This is a genomic window from Paraburkholderia dipogonis, from assembly GCF_046027395.1.
Lineage (GTDB): Bacteria > Pseudomonadota > Gammaproteobacteria > Burkholderiales > Burkholderiaceae > Paraburkholderia > Paraburkholderia dipogonis_A.
In genome coordinates this window covers 92000-108004 of record NZ_JAQQEG010000021.1, presented here as the reverse complement: position 1 = coordinate 108004, position 16005 = coordinate 92000, and the positions used below count along the sequence as shown (strand labels likewise).

17 protein-coding genes and 1 pseudogene are annotated in these 16005 nt (G+C 62.1%); 11 read left to right on the top strand and 7 right to left on the bottom strand.

Annotated elements, in window-relative coordinates:
- The first annotated feature begins 58 nt into the window (after positions 1-58).
- From PQR32_RS22240 to hisC, 3 genes are all read left to right on the top strand, one after another.
- Positions 59-682 (top strand): 50S ribosomal protein L25/general stress protein Ctc, encoded by a 624-nt coding sequence (locus PQR32_RS22240; RefSeq protein ID WP_408231682.1) that lies wholly within the window; start codon positions 59-61, stop codon positions 680-682.
- 150 nt (positions 683-832) lie between these two features.
- Positions 833-1435, top strand: a complete 603-nt coding sequence (gene pth / locus PQR32_RS22235; RefSeq protein WP_408231679.1) for an aminoacyl-tRNA hydrolase — start codon at positions 833-835, stop codon at positions 1433-1435.
- A gap of 208 nt (positions 1436-1643) precedes the next feature.
- The gene (hisC, locus tag PQR32_RS22230) at positions 1644-2723 is read left to right on the top strand and encodes a histidinol-phosphate transaminase (RefSeq protein ID WP_408231676.1); all 1080 of its coding nucleotides are present in this window, start codon (positions 1644-1646) and stop codon (positions 2721-2723) included.
- 72 nt (positions 2724-2795) lie between these two features.
- Here the strand turns inward: hisC and PQR32_RS22225 are convergent, their stop codons facing one another.
- From PQR32_RS22225 to rsmD, 3 genes are all read right to left on the bottom strand, one after another.
- Entirely contained in the window at positions 2796-3053 is a 258-nt protein-coding gene (locus PQR32_RS22225) for a YfhL family 4Fe-4S dicluster ferredoxin (protein ID WP_149668491.1), read from the bottom strand.
- Positions 3054-3116: 63 nt separating this feature from the next.
- The gene (gene coaD / locus PQR32_RS22220; RefSeq protein WP_012431643.1) at positions 3117-3632 is read right to left on the bottom strand and encodes a pantetheine-phosphate adenylyltransferase; all 516 of its coding nucleotides are present in this window, start codon (positions 3630-3632) and stop codon (positions 3117-3119) included.
- Positions 3633-3744: 112 nt separating this feature from the next.
- Complete coding sequence (rsmD, locus tag PQR32_RS22215; RefSeq protein ID WP_408231672.1) at positions 3745-4359, bottom strand: 16S rRNA (guanine(966)-N(2))-methyltransferase RsmD; 615 nt, start codon at positions 4357-4359, stop codon at positions 3745-3747.
- 241 nt (positions 4360-4600) lie between these two features.
- On the opposite strand from rsmD, the gene ftsY reads away from it, so the two are divergent.
- On the top strand, positions 4601-5776 hold the full coding sequence (gene ftsY, locus PQR32_RS22210) for a signal recognition particle-docking protein FtsY (protein ID WP_408231669.1): 1176 nt from the start codon (positions 4601-4603) through the stop codon (positions 5774-5776).
- A gap of 84 nt (positions 5777-5860) precedes the next feature.
- Here the strand turns inward: ftsY and maiA are convergent, their stop codons facing one another.
- Positions 5861-6505, bottom strand: a complete 645-nt coding sequence (maiA, locus tag PQR32_RS22205; protein ID WP_408231666.1) for a maleylacetoacetate isomerase — start codon at positions 6503-6505, stop codon at positions 5861-5863.
- Positions 6506-6530: 25 nt separating this feature from the next.
- Complete coding sequence (locus tag PQR32_RS22200; RefSeq protein WP_342960137.1) at positions 6531-7229, bottom strand: fumarylacetoacetate hydrolase family protein; 699 nt, start codon at positions 7227-7229, stop codon at positions 6531-6533.
- A gap of 239 nt (positions 7230-7468) precedes the next feature.
- Here PQR32_RS22200 and ybiB point away from each other — a divergent pair, with 239 nt between their 5' ends.
- Both ybiB and PQR32_RS22190 read left to right on the top strand, forming a co-directional pair.
- On the top strand, positions 7469-8440 hold the full coding sequence (ybiB, locus tag PQR32_RS22195; protein WP_408231663.1) for a DNA-binding protein YbiB: 972 nt from the start codon (positions 7469-7471) through the stop codon (positions 8438-8440).
- 511 nt (positions 8441-8951) lie between these two features.
- A pseudogene (locus PQR32_RS22190) lies at positions 8952-9968 on the top strand (2-isopropylmalate synthase); the annotation flags it as partial.
- A gap of 213 nt (positions 9969-10181) precedes the next feature.
- Here the strand turns inward: PQR32_RS22190 and PQR32_RS22185 are convergent.
- Together PQR32_RS22185 and PQR32_RS22180 are read right to left on the bottom strand one after the other, a co-directional pair.
- The gene (locus PQR32_RS22185) at positions 10182-10565 is read right to left on the bottom strand and encodes a nuclear transport factor 2 family protein (protein ID WP_408231660.1); all 384 of its coding nucleotides are present in this window, start codon (positions 10563-10565) and stop codon (positions 10182-10184) included.
- A gap of 43 nt (positions 10566-10608) precedes the next feature.
- Entirely contained in the window at positions 10609-11172 is a 564-nt protein-coding gene (locus PQR32_RS22180) for an acyloxyacyl hydrolase (RefSeq protein ID WP_408231657.1), read from the bottom strand.
- A gap of 363 nt (positions 11173-11535) precedes the next feature.
- On the opposite strand from PQR32_RS22180, the gene rpoH reads away from it, so the two are divergent.
- From rpoH to cydX, 5 genes are all read left to right on the top strand, one after another.
- Positions 11536-12471 carry an RNA polymerase sigma factor RpoH gene (gene rpoH / locus PQR32_RS22175; RefSeq protein WP_007179432.1) on the top strand — a complete coding sequence of 312 codons (936 nt, stop codon included), beginning with the start codon at positions 11536-11538 and terminating at the stop codon, positions 12469-12471.
- 338 nt (positions 12472-12809) lie between these two features.
- Positions 12810-13070 (top strand): cytochrome oxidase putative small subunit CydP, encoded by a 261-nt coding sequence (cydP, locus tag PQR32_RS22170; protein WP_408231654.1) that lies wholly within the window; start codon positions 12810-12812, stop codon positions 13068-13070.
- Entirely contained in the window at positions 13060-14652 is a 1593-nt protein-coding gene (locus PQR32_RS22165; protein WP_408231651.1) for a cytochrome ubiquinol oxidase subunit I, read from the top strand. Before cydP ends, PQR32_RS22165 begins: the two co-directional genes overlap by 11 nt.
- A gap of 35 nt (positions 14653-14687) precedes the next feature.
- Positions 14688-15824 carry a cytochrome d ubiquinol oxidase subunit II gene (gene cydB, locus PQR32_RS22160; protein WP_408231648.1) on the top strand — a complete coding sequence of 379 codons (1137 nt, stop codon included), beginning with the start codon at positions 14688-14690 and terminating at the stop codon, positions 15822-15824.
- A 28-nt stretch (positions 15825-15852) separates the two neighbouring features.
- A complete protein-coding gene (gene cydX / locus PQR32_RS22155; protein WP_408231645.1) occupies positions 15853-15969 on the top strand; it encodes a cytochrome bd-I oxidase subunit CydX in 117 nt (38 codons plus the stop codon).
- Positions 15970-16005: the final 36 nt, after the last annotated feature.

Below are 16005 nucleotides of genomic sequence, written 5' to 3'. Positions count from 1 at the left end.
CTGGCTTGGAGGCCCCGTTTTTACTGCCTGGTCGCGGGCAGTGCATTGGAGATTCAAAATGAAAGTAGTCGCTTTCGAGCGTTCTTTGCAAGGTACGGGTGCGAGCCGCCGCCTGCGTAACTCGGGCAAGACCCCGGGCATCGTATATGGCGCTGGTGCTGAAACGCAATTGGTCGAACTGGACCACAACGCGCTGTGGCACGCGCTGAAGAAAGAAGTTTTCCACTCGTCGATTCTCGATCTGGAAGTGGCCGGCAAGTCGCAACAGGTTCTGCTGCGCGACGTGCAATACCACCCGTTCCGTCAGCTCGTGCTGCACGTGGACTTCCAACGTGTCGACGCGAAGAAGAAGCTGCACACCAAGGTGCCGCTGCACTTCATGAACCAGGAATCGAACCCGGCAGTGAAGCTGTCGAGCGCGGTGATCTCGCACGTCATCAACGAAATCGAAATCGAGTGCCTGCCGTCTGCACTGCCGGAATTCCTCGAAGTTGATCTGGCGACCATCGAAGCGGGTCACTCGGTTCACGCCAAGGACATCAAGCTGCCGGCAGGTGTGGCGCTGGTTGCTCACGTCGAAGCAGAAAACCCGGTGGTCGCAGCTGCAACGATCCCGGCTGGCGCAATCGCTGAAGGCGAAGCCGCTGCTGCTGAAGGCGAAGGCGAAACGCCGGCTGCTTAAGAGCCATTCAGGCACTGAGCAAGTAATCCTCTCGATCCGTTTCAATGAAACGGTCGATGTGACCCGCCGAGGTTCGCCCCGGCGGGTTTTTTTTCGGTTTTTTTCGGCTCGGCTGCGTTCAGCTTCCGGGCCAGATGGACCTACGCAATCATGATCAAGCTGATCGTCGGCCTCGGCAATCCGGGCGCCGAATACACTGCGACGCGCCATAACGCCGGCTTCTGGCTGGTCGATCAACTGGCGCGCGAATCCGGCACAACGCTGCGCGACGAGCGGCGTTTCCATGGTTTCTATGCCAAAGCGCGGCTTCACGGCGAGGAAGTGCATCTGCTGGAACCGCAGACGTATATGAACCGCTCGGGCCAATCCGTCGTGGCAGTTGCTCAGTTCTTCAAGATTCTCCCCGACGAAATTCTGGTCGCGCACGACGAACTCGACATGCCGCCCGGCAGCGTCAAGCTGAAGCTCGGCGGCGGCAGCGGCGGCCACAATGGGCTCAAGGACATCACCGCGCATCTGTCGTCGCAGCAGTATTGGCGGCTGCGGATCGGCATTGGCCATCCGCGAGACCTGATTCCCGAGAGTGCGCGCGCCGGCGCCAAGCCCGACGTCGCCAATTACGTGCTGAAACCGCCGCGCCGCGAAGAGCAGGATGTGATCGATGCGTCGATCGAGCGCGGGCTCGCCGTCATGCCGCAGATCATCAAGGGCGAGCTGGAACGCGCGATGATGCAACTGCATCGCAATCCGTAGAATGCCCCGCTGAAATCGGTATTCGCCGTACTGCCTTCGACCGCAACTATCTTGCATGGGATCAGAGTAAGGCGCTCAAGCGCCAACTCTGGTTGATGCAGTTGCATGGGACCGGAGTAAGCGCTGAAGCGCTAACTCCGATCGACCGCCTTGCATGGGACCGGAGTAAGCGCTGAAGCGCTAACTCCGATCGACACAGGAGAATCGCTTGAGCCGCTATTGGAGTGACATCGTTCACCGTCTGACGCCGTATGTGCCGGGCGAACAGCCCGCGGTTGCGCATCCGGTGAAGCTGAATACCAATGAGAATCCGTATCCGCCGTCGCCGCGCGTGCTCGAAGCAATCCGGCAGGAACTGGGAGACGCGGCCGATTCGCTGCGGCGCTACCCCGATCCGACGGCGCAAAAGCTCCGCGAAACGGTTGCCGCGTACCACGGCATCCGCGCTGAACAAGTGTTTGCGGGCAACGGCTCGGACGAAGTGCTCGCACTCACGTTCCAGGCATTGCTCAAGCACGACAAACCGTTGCTGTTCCCGGACATCACCTACAGTTTCTACCCAACGTATGCGCGGCTTTTCGAAGTCGACTACCGGACCATCCCGCTCGACGACAGCTTTGCGATCAACGTCGACGATTACGCGTCGCCGAATGGCGGCATCCTGTTCCCGAACCCGAACGCGCCGACCGGCCGTCCGCTGCCGCTCGCCGCTATCGAGCGCCTGGTGGCGAGCAACCCCGATTCTGTGGTAGTGATCGACGAGGCCTACGTGGATTTCGGCGCCGAATCGGCTATCTGTCTGATCGACCGCTATCCGAATCTGCTGGTCGTTCAGACCGTGTCGAAGTCGCGTTCACTGGCCGGGATGCGCGTCGGCTTCGCGTTCGGTAACCCGGAGTTGATCGACGCGCTGAACCGCGTGAAGGACAGTTTCAACTCCTATCCGCTGGACCGCCTCGCGCAAGTCGCGGCCGCGGCGGCATACGATGACGACGCGTGGTTTCGCGACACCTGCGCCAAGGTCATTGCAAGCCGCGAGCGACTAGCCTCGGGGCTGACGGCGTTGGGCTTCGAAGTGGTGCCGTCGGCGGCGAACCTGCTGTTCGCTCGCCACGAAGGCTACGACGCCGCAACGCTCGTGCTGCGACTGAGGGAAAAGGAGATTTTCGTGCGCCATTTCAAGGCGCCGCGCATCGACCAGCATCTGCGCATCTCGGTCGGTACCGACGCCGAATGCGACATCCTGCTGGACGCGTTGCGCGAGATCTTCAGCGCGTACGTTGGATAGCACGTCGCAAAGTGTTGCCGCATAAGAAAACGGCGAGGCCAAAAAGCCTCGCCGTTTTTTAGACTTCGTCCCTCACGCGCCCTTCGCAGCCTGCAGCGCGTGGTACTTCGCCATCAAGCCATCGGGCGTCTCCAGATGGTCCGGGTCGCGCGGAATACACTCGACCGGGCACACCTGAATACACTGCGGCTCGTCGAAATGCCCGACACACTCGGTACATTTCTTCGGGTCGATCACGTAGATTTCCGTGCCCATCGAAATCGCGTCGTTCGGGCACTCGGGCTCGCACACGTCGCAATTGATGCACTCGTCGGTAATCATCAAGGCCATACTTCTCTCACTTCACGCCGGCCGCAGCCGGCTCTGATCCGTCAAACCGACAGTTTACGCCGGTTACGGCTGCCCCGCCGACGCGCCGCTAGCCGGATCCATCGCGGCGACCTTTTCCGTCAGCCATTTCTCGACCGATGGGAACACGAACTTGCTGACATCGCCGCCCAGTTGCGCGATTTCACGCACGATCGTGCCCGAGATGAACTGGTACTGATCGGACGGCGTCATGAACATGGTTTCGACGTCAGGCAGCAAATAGCGATTCATACCGGCCATCTGAAACTCATATTCGAAGTCCGACACGGCCCGCAGCCCGCGTACGATCACCCGCGCGTTATTGGTGCGCACGAAATCCTTCAGCAGCCCCTTGAAGCTCATCACCTGCACGTTCGGGTAGTGCCCGAGCACTTCATGAGCGATGTCGAGACGCTCTTCGAGCGTGAAAAATGGCTTCTTGTTGCGGCTGTCGGCAACGCCGACCACCAGCGTGTCGAAAATGCTCGACGCGCGCCGAACGAGGTCTTCGTGACCGCGCGTCAGCGGGTCGAACGTGCCCGGGTACACGGCGACTACCATGAGACTTCTCCTCTCTTCAGACAAAGGGGCACGTCAAAGCGTCCACGCGACGCATTTGGCACCGACCGCGCACGTGACGGCGAACCGCCCGGCGCTTGTTTTGGAACGCGCATTATTCCTTATTTTCGCGCTGCAGCAAATGAAAGTGGACAGCGCCCGCCTTACCTTGCCGCACGATTTCCCACCCGGCGAGCGTCTCATTCCCATCGAGTTCGAGCGCCTCGCCCGCTTCCACGTATAGAAATCCGTCAGCGCTCACAAGCGGAACCGCCAGCGCGAGCGCTTTGCCGAGCAGATCGTCGCCGAACGGCGGGTCGAGAAACACGACGTCGAACGATCCCGGCGTGAGACTCGCGGCAAGGCGCAAACCGTCTGCTTCAGCGATTTCGATCGTGCGCGCCGACAGGCGTTCCTGGTTCGCGCGCAACTGGCTGGCGGCCCGCGCATTGCGCTCCACCATCAAGACTCGTGCCGCGCCGCGCGACGCCGCCTCGAAGCCCAGCGCGCCGCTGCCGGCGAACAGATCGAGGCAGCGCTGGCCCTCCAGATTCTGGCCGAGCCAGTTGAACAACGTCTCGCGCACGCGATCGGGCGTGGGGCGCAGGCCGTCAAGGTCGAGCACCGGCAAAGGCGTGCGCTTCCAGTCTCCGCCGATGATACGGATGGCGTGCGGCTTGCCGCCTTTGGACGATGCGCCATGAGCGCGTGAAGGTGCGGAACGGGGCATGCAGTTTCGATTACGTTATTAAAGCGCCCGCGACGACGAAGTATGCGGGCCGGAGCGCCAACGTTACCACAGCGACGCCCCGCGTCCAGCCTGGCCGTTCGGCCGATACGACGGCCGGCGGCGCGCCTGATAAAATGTGCGGCTTCCAGCGCCTTGCATCCCGCATCGCAACGCTGCCTGCCGCTCCCACCGGTCTTGTGCCGGCTGCGCGCATCGGCGCGCGCTCTCACCACGCCAGATCATGTTCAGCTTTTTCAAACGATTCAAGGGTTCGAAAGAGTCCGATAACGCGCCAGAAGAGTCGCAAACAGCGCCAGAAGGCCTGACGCCCGAAGCCGCTGTGGAGGCGCCTGCGCCCGTCGCGCCGGCCGCCCCGCGCCCGGCCGCTGCTCCGGTTCGCGTCGAGACGCCGCCCGTGGCCGCTCAGTCCGCGATCGAGCCCGAACCCGAGCCGGAAGCGTTCGCACTCGAGGAAACCGTCGAAATCGTTCCGCCGCCGCTGCAAGACGCGGGCGCGAAGCGCTCCTGGCTGACTCGTCTGAAGACCGGCTTGTCGAAGACGAGTTCGAACCTGACCGGCATTTTCGTCGGCACGAAGATCGACGAAGACCTGTACGAAGAGCTTGAAACCGCGCTGCTGATGTCGGACGCGGGCGTCGACGCCACCGAATTCCTGCTCGAAGCGCTGCGCGAAAAAGTGCGCACCGAGCGTCTCTCCGATCCTCAGCAGGTCAAAACGGCGCTGCGCACGCTGCTGGTCGACCTGCTCAAGCCACTGGAAAAATCGCTCATGCTCGGCCGCGCGCAGCCGCTCGTGATGATGATCGCCGGCGTCAACGGCGCGGGCAAAACCACCAGCATCGGCAAGCTCGCCAAGCATCTGCAGAGCTTCGACCAGTCGGTGCTGCTGGCCGCGGGCGACACGTTCCGCGCCGCCGCGCGCGAGCAACTGGCCATCTGGGGTCAGCGCAACAACGTGACCGTGGTGTCCCAGGAAAGCGGCGACCCGGCGGCGGTGATCTTCGACGCGGTCGGCGCCGCGCGCGCGCGCAAGATCGACGTGATGATGGCGGACACGGCCGGCCGTCTGCCGACCCAACTGCATCTCATGGAGGAACTGCGCAAGGTGAAACGCGTGATCGGCAAGGCGCAAGACGGCGCGCCGCACGAAGTGCTGCTGGTGATCGACGCCAACACCGGCCAGAACGCGCTCGCGCAAGTGAAGGCTTTCGACGACGCGCTCGGCCTCACCGGCCTGATCGTCACCAAGCTCGACGGCACGGCGAAGGGCGGCATTCTGGCGGCGATCGCGCGGCAGCGTCCTATTCCGGTGTACTTCATCGGCGTCGGCGAAAAGGTCGAGGACTTGCAGCCGTTCAGCGCGGAAGAGTTTTCCGACGCATTGCTGGGCGGCTGAACGCCATAGTGTCCGCGTCTGAAACAGCAAAAAGGCACTTCGCGGAGTGCCCTTTTTTCATTCCGCCCGCCGGATCATGACAGGTCACTCAGCGTCCGGCTGCGCACCAGGCGCCGCGCGCGCAAACGCCTCGAGTTGCATCGCGTGATCGTAGATGCGCTGGATGGTCGGAAACTTGGCGGTGTCGACCTTGAAACGCTGCGCGTTGAACACCTGCGGAATCAGACAGGTATCGGCGACGGTCGGCGTATCGCCGAAACACAGCTTGCCGGTGCGCGAATCGCCCGCCAGGTGCGTTTCAAACGTCGCGAAACCCGCTTCCACCCAGTGACGGTACCAAGCGTCCTTGGCATCGTCGTCGAGACACAAGGTGTGCTTCAGATACTTCAGCACGCGCAGATTGTTCAGCGGATGAATCTCGCACGCCACCTGCAATGCCAGCGCGCGCACATACGCGCGATCGGCGGCCGTCGCGGGCAGGAGCGGCGGCTCGGGATGCGTCTCTTCCAGATACTCGATGATCGCGAGCGACTGCGGCATCACGTCATTGCCGTCGACGAAGGTCGGCACGATCCCGTCCGCATTCACCTTGCGGTATTCGGGCTTCAACTGCTCGCCGCCGTCGCGCACGAGGTGCACCGGCACGTAGTCGTACGGCAGATTCTTCACGTTCAGCGCGATGCGCACGCGATAGGACGCCGAGCTACGGAAATAGCTGTAGAGCTTCATGTTGTCTGTCTCCCCCAAGCAGCCGTCAGACGACGCGCACGCTGAGCTCGCCGAGCCCGTCCACGCCACCCTTCATCAGATCGCCCTGCACCACTGCGCCGACGCCTTCCGGCGTGCCGGTGAAAATCAGATCGCCGGGTTGCAGTTCGAACAGCGTCGACAAATAAGCGATCGTTTCAGCCACCGACCAGATCAGTTGCGACACGTCCGAGTTCTGCTTTTCGTCGCCGTTCACCGACAACCAGATCGCGCCTTTGTCGACATGGCCGACGGTCGTGACCGGATGAATCGGGCCGAGCGGCGCCGAGTGATCGAAGCCCTTCGCGGTATCCCAGGGACGGCCCAGTTTCTTCGCTTCGGCCTGCAGATCGCGGCGCGTCATGTCGAGACCGAGCGCGTAACCGTAGACGTGGTCGAGCGCGCTCTCGGCCGGAATGTTCTTGCCGCCCTTGCCGATCGCCGCCACCATTTCCATCTCGAAGTGAACGTTTTTCGACTGCGACGGATACGGAAACTCGCCGGTGGCGCCGGGCGCGACGTACAGCACGGCATCGGCCGGCTTGGCGAAGAAGAACGGCGGTTCGCGGTCGGGATCGTGTCCCATCTCGCGCGCATGCGCCTCGTAGTTGCGGCCCACACAGTAGATGCGACGTACCGCGAACTGCTCGCTGGACCCCACAACCGGCACCGCGACCACCGGTGCGGGTGCAAATACGTAACTCATCCCGTTCTCCGTTTCTTGATGTGTGCCGCCAGCGCGGCGATAAAACATCGAGTTTAACGCGCGACAAAGCACCGCGCGCGTCAGTTCGGCATGGGCCATGCACGGACCGGCAAAGCCGGCGCCGCGGGCGCGGTGTCTCGCGGGATCGCCATAGATGCGATACTCACATTCAATAGCGTCCCTTGAATACCGTGGCCGACCGCTCCGAGGCGGCATGCCAACACGTCCCACTGCGCCCGATGACCGACTTCGCCGACACCGTCAATCCCTTCCCCTGCGCCCGCTTCATCAAGGAAATCGGCCGCGGCCCGAACGGCGCCCGCGCGCTGACCGCCGACGATACGCGCGCGCTCTACACCGCCATGCTCGACGGCCGCGTGGCCGAGCTCGAGCTCGGCGCGGTGCTGCTCGCGTACCGCGTGAAGGGCGAAACCGCCGACGAACTCGCCGCGATGCTGGCCGGCGCGCACGCGTCGTTCGAGCCGGTTCATCTGCCGCACGGCACGTTCCGGCCCGTGTCGATACCGAGCTACAACGGCGCGCGCAAGCAGCCGAATCTGGTGCCGCTGCTCGCCCTGCTGCTGGCGCGCGAAGGCGTGCCGGTGCTGGTGCACGGCGTCACCGAAGATCCGGGCCGCGTGACGAGCGCAGAGATCTTCACGCATCTGCAGATTCAGCACGCACGATCACACGCCAATATCGAAGACGGTCTCGCTGAGCACCGCCTTGCGTTTGCTCCAATCGACGTGCTCGCGCCGAAGCTCGCACGCCTGCTTGCGCTGCGCCGGCGCATGGGCGTGCGCAACTCGACGCACACGCTGGTGAAAATCCTGCAGCCGTTCGCGCCCGCGGGTTTGCGTCTCGTGAACTACACGCACCCGCCGTATCGCGACAGCCTTACGCAACTGTTCAACACGCATCCGGACGCGGCCGCCGGCGGCGCGTTGCTTGCGCGCGGCACCGAAGGCGAAGCGGTGGCCGATACGCGGCGTCAGGTTCAGGTCGACTGGTTGCACGACGGCGTCTGCGAAACGCGCGTGCCGCATGAACGCTCGTCGCCCGATGCGCCGGAAGTGGACTTGCCCGAGGCAAAAGACGCGCCGACGACGGCTGCCTGGATCAGCGCCGTGCTACGCGGAGAAGCACCCGTGCCGAGCGCGATCGAACGGCAGGTCGAACTGATCGTGGACGTCGCAAGAATGCCGGTGTAACGGCCGCGGTGTAAGCGCTGCGGCGCGCTTGCCGTCGCCCGCTGCGAGCCGCGCGGGTTGACACGCCGCAACGCGCCGTCATACATTAGACCCATGCGTTCCCTTCCGAACACCCTCCGAATTACCTCCGGCCGCCTAGCGCGGCCCCTATCGCTACGCCTAGCGTAAGTCAGGCGTAGCGCCGCGCGTTGGCAGCTCAGGTTGCCATCAAGTTGCCCAAAGCGCGGTCCCTCAAGCAGTTTCGCCGTTCCCGTTTCACCCCCAAAGCGTAGTTCTTCACAACCTGTAGTCGTCTGCATTCGTCCGTTTACCGCGCGGACGAGGCGCGAGGATCAAATGCACGCCGCATGGGCTTTATTCACGTCCGTTTTCGCCGTCACGATGACGCCGTTCGTTCGCGCCCGTTCGTTGTTGCCGCTAGCCACCGGCTGGCGGACCGTGTGCCCGTGGCAGTCCGCCAACCGCTCGACGCCACATCCTTTCGCATACGACTCAACGAACGAGGCTCTCCATGTTGCGCAATTCCGCTGAAAAATATCGCCCCTTCCCCACCGTGCGCCTGACCGGCCGCAAATGGCCGAGCCGCACGATCAATCAGGCACCGGTCTGGATGAGCACCGATCTGCGCGACGGCAATCAGGCGCTGATCGAGCCGATGAACGCCGCGCAAAAGCTCGAATTCTTCGAGATGCTGGTCGCGATCGGCTTCAAGGAGATCGAGGTGGGCTATCCGTCGGCGTCGCAAACGGATTTCGATTTTGTCCGCAAACTGATCGAGGAAAAGCGCATTCCCGACGATGTGACCATCGAGGTCTTCATGCCGTCGCGCGCGGAACTGATCGCGCGCACGTTCGAGGCGCTGGAAGGCGCACCGCGCGCCATCGTGCACTTGTACAACGCGATCTGCCCATCGTTTCGCCGGATCGTGTTCAACCAGTCGAAGGCCGAAACCAAGGCGCTGGCCGTAGCGGGCACGCAAATCATCAAGGAGCACGCGCAGGCGCGGCCCGGCACGCACTGGACCTTCCAGTACTCGCCGGAAACTTTCAATGCGGCCGAACTGCCGTTTTCACGCGAGGTATGCGACGCGGTGGCGCAGACCTGGCGGCCCACGCGCGATCACAAAATGATCATCAACCTGCCCGCGAGCGTCGAGGCGGCGACACCGAACGTGTTCGCCGATCAGATCGAATGGATGCACCGCAATCTCGGCTATCGCGACAGCATCGTGCTGTCGGTGCATCCGCATAACGATCGCGGCACCGCGGTGGCCGCCGCGGAACTGGCGCTGCTGGCCGGCGCGGACCGCGTCGAGGGCTGCCTGTTCGGCAACGGCGAGCGCACCGGCAACGTCGATCTCGTCGCGCTGGCGATGAATCTGGCCGCGCAAGGCGTCGATACGGGGCTCGATTTCTCGGATATCGAGGCGGTCCGGCGCGTCGTGGAGCGCTGCAATCAGTTGCCGGTGCATCCGCGGCATCCGTATGCGGGCGATGCGGTGCTGCGAGCGAAGAATGGGGAGCGACAAGGCGTCGCGGCACATGAGTCAGAAGTGGCCGAAACCGGTGCGGCGGATCGTCGTGCGTGGAGTGGCGTGGATCAGGAGAGCGTCGCTGCCTGAGAATCGGGGCGAGGTGACGCAAAAACCGACGCACAAGCGCGCTACCCGCGCGCTCGCGTCAGAGCCGAAGCAGCCCGCTCACGAGGCGCGGCCGGCCTGGACACAGTGAACTCAAAAGGCTCACTCGATTGCGCAACGCGTCGCCTGCCAGGCAATCAGGCGCCATCGCCCGTCTTCCTGCGTATGGATCGCCGTGTAGGCGATCGGAAACAGCAGCGCTCCGTTGTTCGCTTCCATTTCGATCAGCGCCCGGCCGGTCACGACACAGGTCTCGCGCCCGACCGGCAGCACCTCTTGCGACTGAATCTCGATCTGCCGATAGCGGCGGCGGCCCGCGGTAATCCCGTCGATGAACTGCCGTTTCGTTTCCCGCTTGCCGTTCGTGTGAACGTAGCTCACGTTGTCCGCGAGCAGCGCGTCGAGGGATTGCCCGTCGCCGTCGACCATCGCACGAAAACGCTCTCGCTCGAGCTCGCGAACCGCTTCGATTATCTTTGCCGCCATCGCTCAGCCCCTCGCACCGGTGAGCCGAACGTGGCCACGGTCGTCAGAAGTTATATTGCAGATATAGCTGGTGGAAATTTATACCAGGATTCGGCTCTTTGATACCGCCGTTGGAAATATGCTGGAAGCGGTAGCCTGCCTGGTACTGCTGGTGGCTGCCGAACTGCATGCCCACACCCGCCATGTCGGCGAACTGGAACGCGGTGCCCAGCGTGAAGGTCGAAGAAATCCGGGGACTCGACAGCAGCCGGATGCCCGCGCCCAGTTCGGCGTACGGGCGAATCAGGCCTGACCCCTTGATGAAGCGGATGATCGGCGTCACACCGACTTCGCCGATGTTGTCGTGCACATTGCCTTCGTTGGTGTGCCACCAGGCTACATGCGCTTCGCCGATCAGCGAGAAATGCCAGTCACCGATCTGCCACCAGGTCAGATCCGGGTCCCAGACGAATCCGAGGTCGAGTTTCTTGACGTGGCGATCGCCGAGGCCGCCGGCCACCTGCACGCCGAACTGGTCCGCCGAAACCCATTTCGAAGTCCCCACCAGCACCGCGCCAGCCGTGATTTTTAGAGCCAGACCACGCAAAACATTCTTTTTGTTGTTCATCTAACACCCGAGCTCCGTCGAACGTTGAACAATTCGTAACTGTTTTGCGTATTGTAAAGACAATCTCAATTTAGTGGATCGTATGAAGAAACCCGACTTTCCGCAATTAGTCACTTCAAAACTGGCAAAAGTCGGGCATTTATAACAGCGAAGGCGATTTGTTAGGTAAGTTCTACGCATCGAGCAGAGAAGAGGAGGGAGGCGTACCATGGCTATTGAATCGTGAATTTCAATAGGAATTTACGGAACTTGGATGCCCCTACACCCTCTAAGTATTAGCACTCGGCAAATCAGAGTGCTAACATCCAACGCTGGAGTCGTTACCTGAATAAGCTTTTGTCTGATTCCAAAGGAGTTTCCTACGTGAGCCATGCAATGACCCTTCCGAGTACTTTGAGCCCGTCGTCGGCTAAGGCCGCTTCGGCAGGTGCACTGGCGCTCTCGCATTCCTCGCTGCTGCCCGGTCAACTGGGCAATATCGACGCCTACATCCAGGCCGTAAATCGGATTCCGATGCTGACGCCGGCGGAAGAACGCCAGTTCGCCACCGAATTTCGCGAGCAGGACAATCTCGAGTCCGCGCGCCGTCTCGTCCTGTCGCACCTGCGGCTGGTCGTGTCGATCGCGCGCAACTATCTGGGGTATGGACTGCCGCACGCCGACCTGATCCAGGAAGGCAATATCGGCCTGATGAAGGCCGTGAAGCGCTTCGATCCGGAGCAGAACGTGCGCCTCGTGTCGTACGCCATGCACTGGATCAAGGCTGAAATCCACGAATACATTCTGCGCAACTGGCGGATGGTGAAGGTCGCCACCACCAAGGCGCAGCGCAAGCTGTTCTTCAACCTGCGCAGCCACAAGCAAGGGCTGGGCGCGTTCACGCCGGACGAGATCGAAGGTCTCGCCAAAGAGCTGAATGTGAAGCGCGAAGAAGTGTCCGAAATGGAAACGCGCCTCTCGGGCGGCGATATCGCGCTGGAAGGCCAGGTCGAGGACGGCGAAGAGTCGTACGCACCGATCGCCTATCTGGCCGACTCGCATAGCGAACCGACCGCCGTGCTGGCTTCGCGTCAGCGCGACAAGCTGCAAAGCGACGGCATCGCAAGCGCGCTGGACGCACTGGACGCCCGCAGCCGCCGCATCATCGAGGCACGCTGGCTGAAGGTGGAAGACGACGGTTCGGGCGGCTCGACGCTGCACGAACTGGCTGACGAATTCGGTGTGTCCGCCGAACGTATTCGCCAGATCGAGGCAAGCGCAATGAAGAAGATGCGCGGTGCACTGACCGAATACGCGTAGAGCTTGAAGATTGTCAGCATGCCGGTTCGCCCGGCGCGCGGTATCTAACCGCCAAGCCCCGCCCTCGCAAGACGGCGGGGCTTTTTTTCGCCCACGCCGCGGCGTCTTCGCACACGCGCACATTGACGCAAGAACATAAGCGAGCAACACGCGTTTCTTGACGTATCACAAACCAGATAGCAATACTGGTTGAACGGGGCAAGTCTCGCGACCCAATGCCGCAGCGCCGAACTGTTGCGCGCGAGGTTCTACTCCTAGAATCGGGATGCACTCGCCAAACCGCCGAAGCGGCCTGGCGCCAACCGGATTCACCGGTGTGAAGTTGCCTTCTACCGATCATGACCACAGCCCTCAATCGCAGCACCACCCGCCGCCCGAGCCTGCGCAAACGGTTCCACGGCTGGGTGCGCGGTCCGACGCTGGCGCGGGATATCGCCATCGTCCTCGCCATCAAATTCGTCCTGCTGATGGCGCTCAAGTACACGTTCTTCAATCATCCGCAGGCGGAGCACATGTCGCTCCCGCCTGAGCAAGTCGCGCAGGCGCTGTTGTCCGTGCCTGCCTCGCATCCGTCCCAAGGTGATCCACATGCCCGTTAGCGAAGTCGTAGAACTGTCGCGCCTCCAGTTCGCCATCACCGCGCTTTACCACTTTCTGTTCGTCCCGCTCACGCTCGGCCTGTCCTGGCTGCTTGTCATCATGGAGTCGGTCTATGTGATGACCGGCAAGCAGATCTACAAGGACATGACCCAATTCTGGGGCAAGCTGTTCGGCATCAACTTTGCGATGGGGGTCACCACCGGTCTCACGCTGGAATTTCAGTTCGGCACCAACTGGTCGTATTACTCGCACTATGTTGGCGACATTTTCGGCGTGCCGCTCGCCGTCGAAGGATTGATGGCGTTCTTCCTCGAGTCCACCTTCGTCGGGTTGTTCTTCTTCGGCTGGAACCGGCTTTCGAAGGTCCAGCACGTGTTCGTCACGTTCCTCGTCGCGCTCGGCTCGAATCTGTCGGCGCTGTGGATTCTGGTGGCTAACGGCTGGATGAACAATCCGGTCGGCGCCACCTTCAACTACCAGACCATGCGCATGGAACTCGACAGCATCTTCTCCGTGCTGTTCAATCCGGTCGCGCAGGTCAAGTTCGTGCATACCGTGTCGGCTGGATATGTGACGGCGTCAATGTTCGTGCTCGGCGTGTCGTCGTGGTATCTGCTGAAGCGCCGCGACACTGAATTTGCGTTGCGCTCGTTCGCGATTGCCGCCGGCTTCGGTTTGGCGTCCACGTTGTGCGTGATCGTGCTCGGCGACGAATCCGGCTATCGCACCGGCGAAGTCCAACAGGTCAAACTGGCCGCGATCGAATCCGAATGGGAAACCGCGCCGGCGCCTGCGCCGTTCACGATCATCGGGATTCCGAATCAGAAAGAGGAGCGCACCGACTACGCCATCAAGATTCCGTACGCGCTCGGTCTGATCGCCACACGTTCGCTCGATGAACCCGTGGTCGGCCTGAAAGATTTGATGGCGCACAACGAGGTGCGCATCAAGAACGGCATGCTGGCCTACGCGGCTCTACAGAAGCTGAAGCAAGGCGACATCACCGACGAAGCCAAAGCCGCCTTCGACGCGCACAAGCAGGATCTCGGCTACGGCCTGATGCTCAAGCAGTTCACCGCGAACGTCACCGACGCCACGCCGGATCAGATCACCCAGGCCGCGAAAAAAACGATCCCGCCGGTAGCGCCCGTGTTCTTCTCGTTCCGTCTGATGGTGGGCCTCGGCATCCTGTTCCTCGCCACTTTCGTGCTGGCGTTCTGGTTCTGCGCGCAGCGCTCGCTGTTGCTGGAGAAGCGCCGCTGGTTCCTGCGTTGGGCCGTGTGGGCGATTCCACTGCCCTGGCTCGCGGCTGAATTCGGCTGGATCGTCGCTGAGGTGGGCCGTCAACCGTGGACCATCGCGGGCATTCTGCCGACCAACCTGTCGGCCTCGAGCCTGACGCCGAATGACCTGTATCTGAGTATCGCGGGCTTCGTGGTGTTCTACACGGTGCTGTTCATCATTGAAATCATGCTGATGTTCAAGTACGCGCGGCTCGGTCCCTCGTCGCTGCACACGGGCCGCTATCACCACGAACAACAGCCGCTGAATCAGCCGCTGCCGACCAACACGGCCGCCTGATTCGCCGCCATTGAGTTTCAAGGGAAAAGATCATCATGGATTACGCAACCCTCAAACTGATCTGGTGGGTGCTGATCGGCGTGCTGCTGATCGGCTTCGCGCTCACCGACGGCTTCGACATGGGCGCGGCGATTCTGCTGCCGTTCATCGGCAAGACCGACGCCGAGCGGCGCATCGTCGTGAACACGGTGGGCGCGACGTGGGAAGGCAATCAGGTCTGGCTCATCACGGCGGGCGGCGCGATGTTTGCCGCGTGGCCGCTGGTGTATGCGGCATCGTTCTCCGGCTTTTATTTCGCCATGCTGCTGGTGCTGTTCGCGCTGTTCTTCCGTCCGGTCGGCTTCGACTATCGCGGCAAACGTGAAGACCCGCGCTGGCGCACTGCGTGGGACTGGGCGTTGTTCGTCGGTGGCTTCGTTCCGGCATTGGTATTCGGCGTGGCGTTCGGCAACCTGCTGCAAGGCGTGCCGTTCTCGTTCGATACCGACCTGCGCGTCACCTATCACGGCGGCTTCTTCGGGTTGCTGAACCCGTTCGCGGTATTGTGCGGCCTCGTCAGCGTCTCGATGCTGGCCGCGCACGGCGCCGCCTTCGTCAAGATGAAAGCGGACGACATTGTCGCCGAGCGCGCTTCGCTGGCGCTTCGAATCGCCTCATTCGCGACCGTGGTGCTGTTCCTGATTGCCGGCGCGTTGATCTCCACGATGATCGGCGGCTATCAGGTAATCGATGCGCCGCCGCTCGACACGTTCGCCAATCCGTTGATGAAGAACGTGATCGGCGCGCCGGGGCTGTGGCTCACCAACTACGCGAACTATCCGTGGATGGTGAGCGCGCCGGTGGCTGGTCTCGTAGGCGGCGTGCTGGCCACGCTGCTCGCGCGCTCGCGTTTCGAAAAGAGCGCCTTTCTGTCGACCTCGCTGATGATCATCGGCGTGATCCTGACGGCGGGCTTCTCGATGTTTCCGTTCATCATGCCGTCATCGCTCGACGGCCGCAGCAGCCTCACCGTGTGGGATTCGACTTCGAGCCGCATGACGCTGCAGATCATGCTGATCGCCGTGATCATCTTCCTGCCGATCGTTCTGATCTACACGAGCTGGGTGTATCGCGTGATGCGCGGCAAGGTGACCGCTGCGGCGCTCGAAGAAAATCACCATACGATGTATTGATCGGCTATAGGCTTAACAGGAGTTTGCGATGTGGTATTTCAGTTGGATTCTCGGGATCGGCGTGGCGTTGGCGTTCGGCATCGTCAACGTGATGTGGCTGGAGTCGCGCCAGTCGTCGTCACCAGGCACGCAGAAGAGACGCTAGGACGGCATATACCGGCTACGACGGGCCGGTAAACGG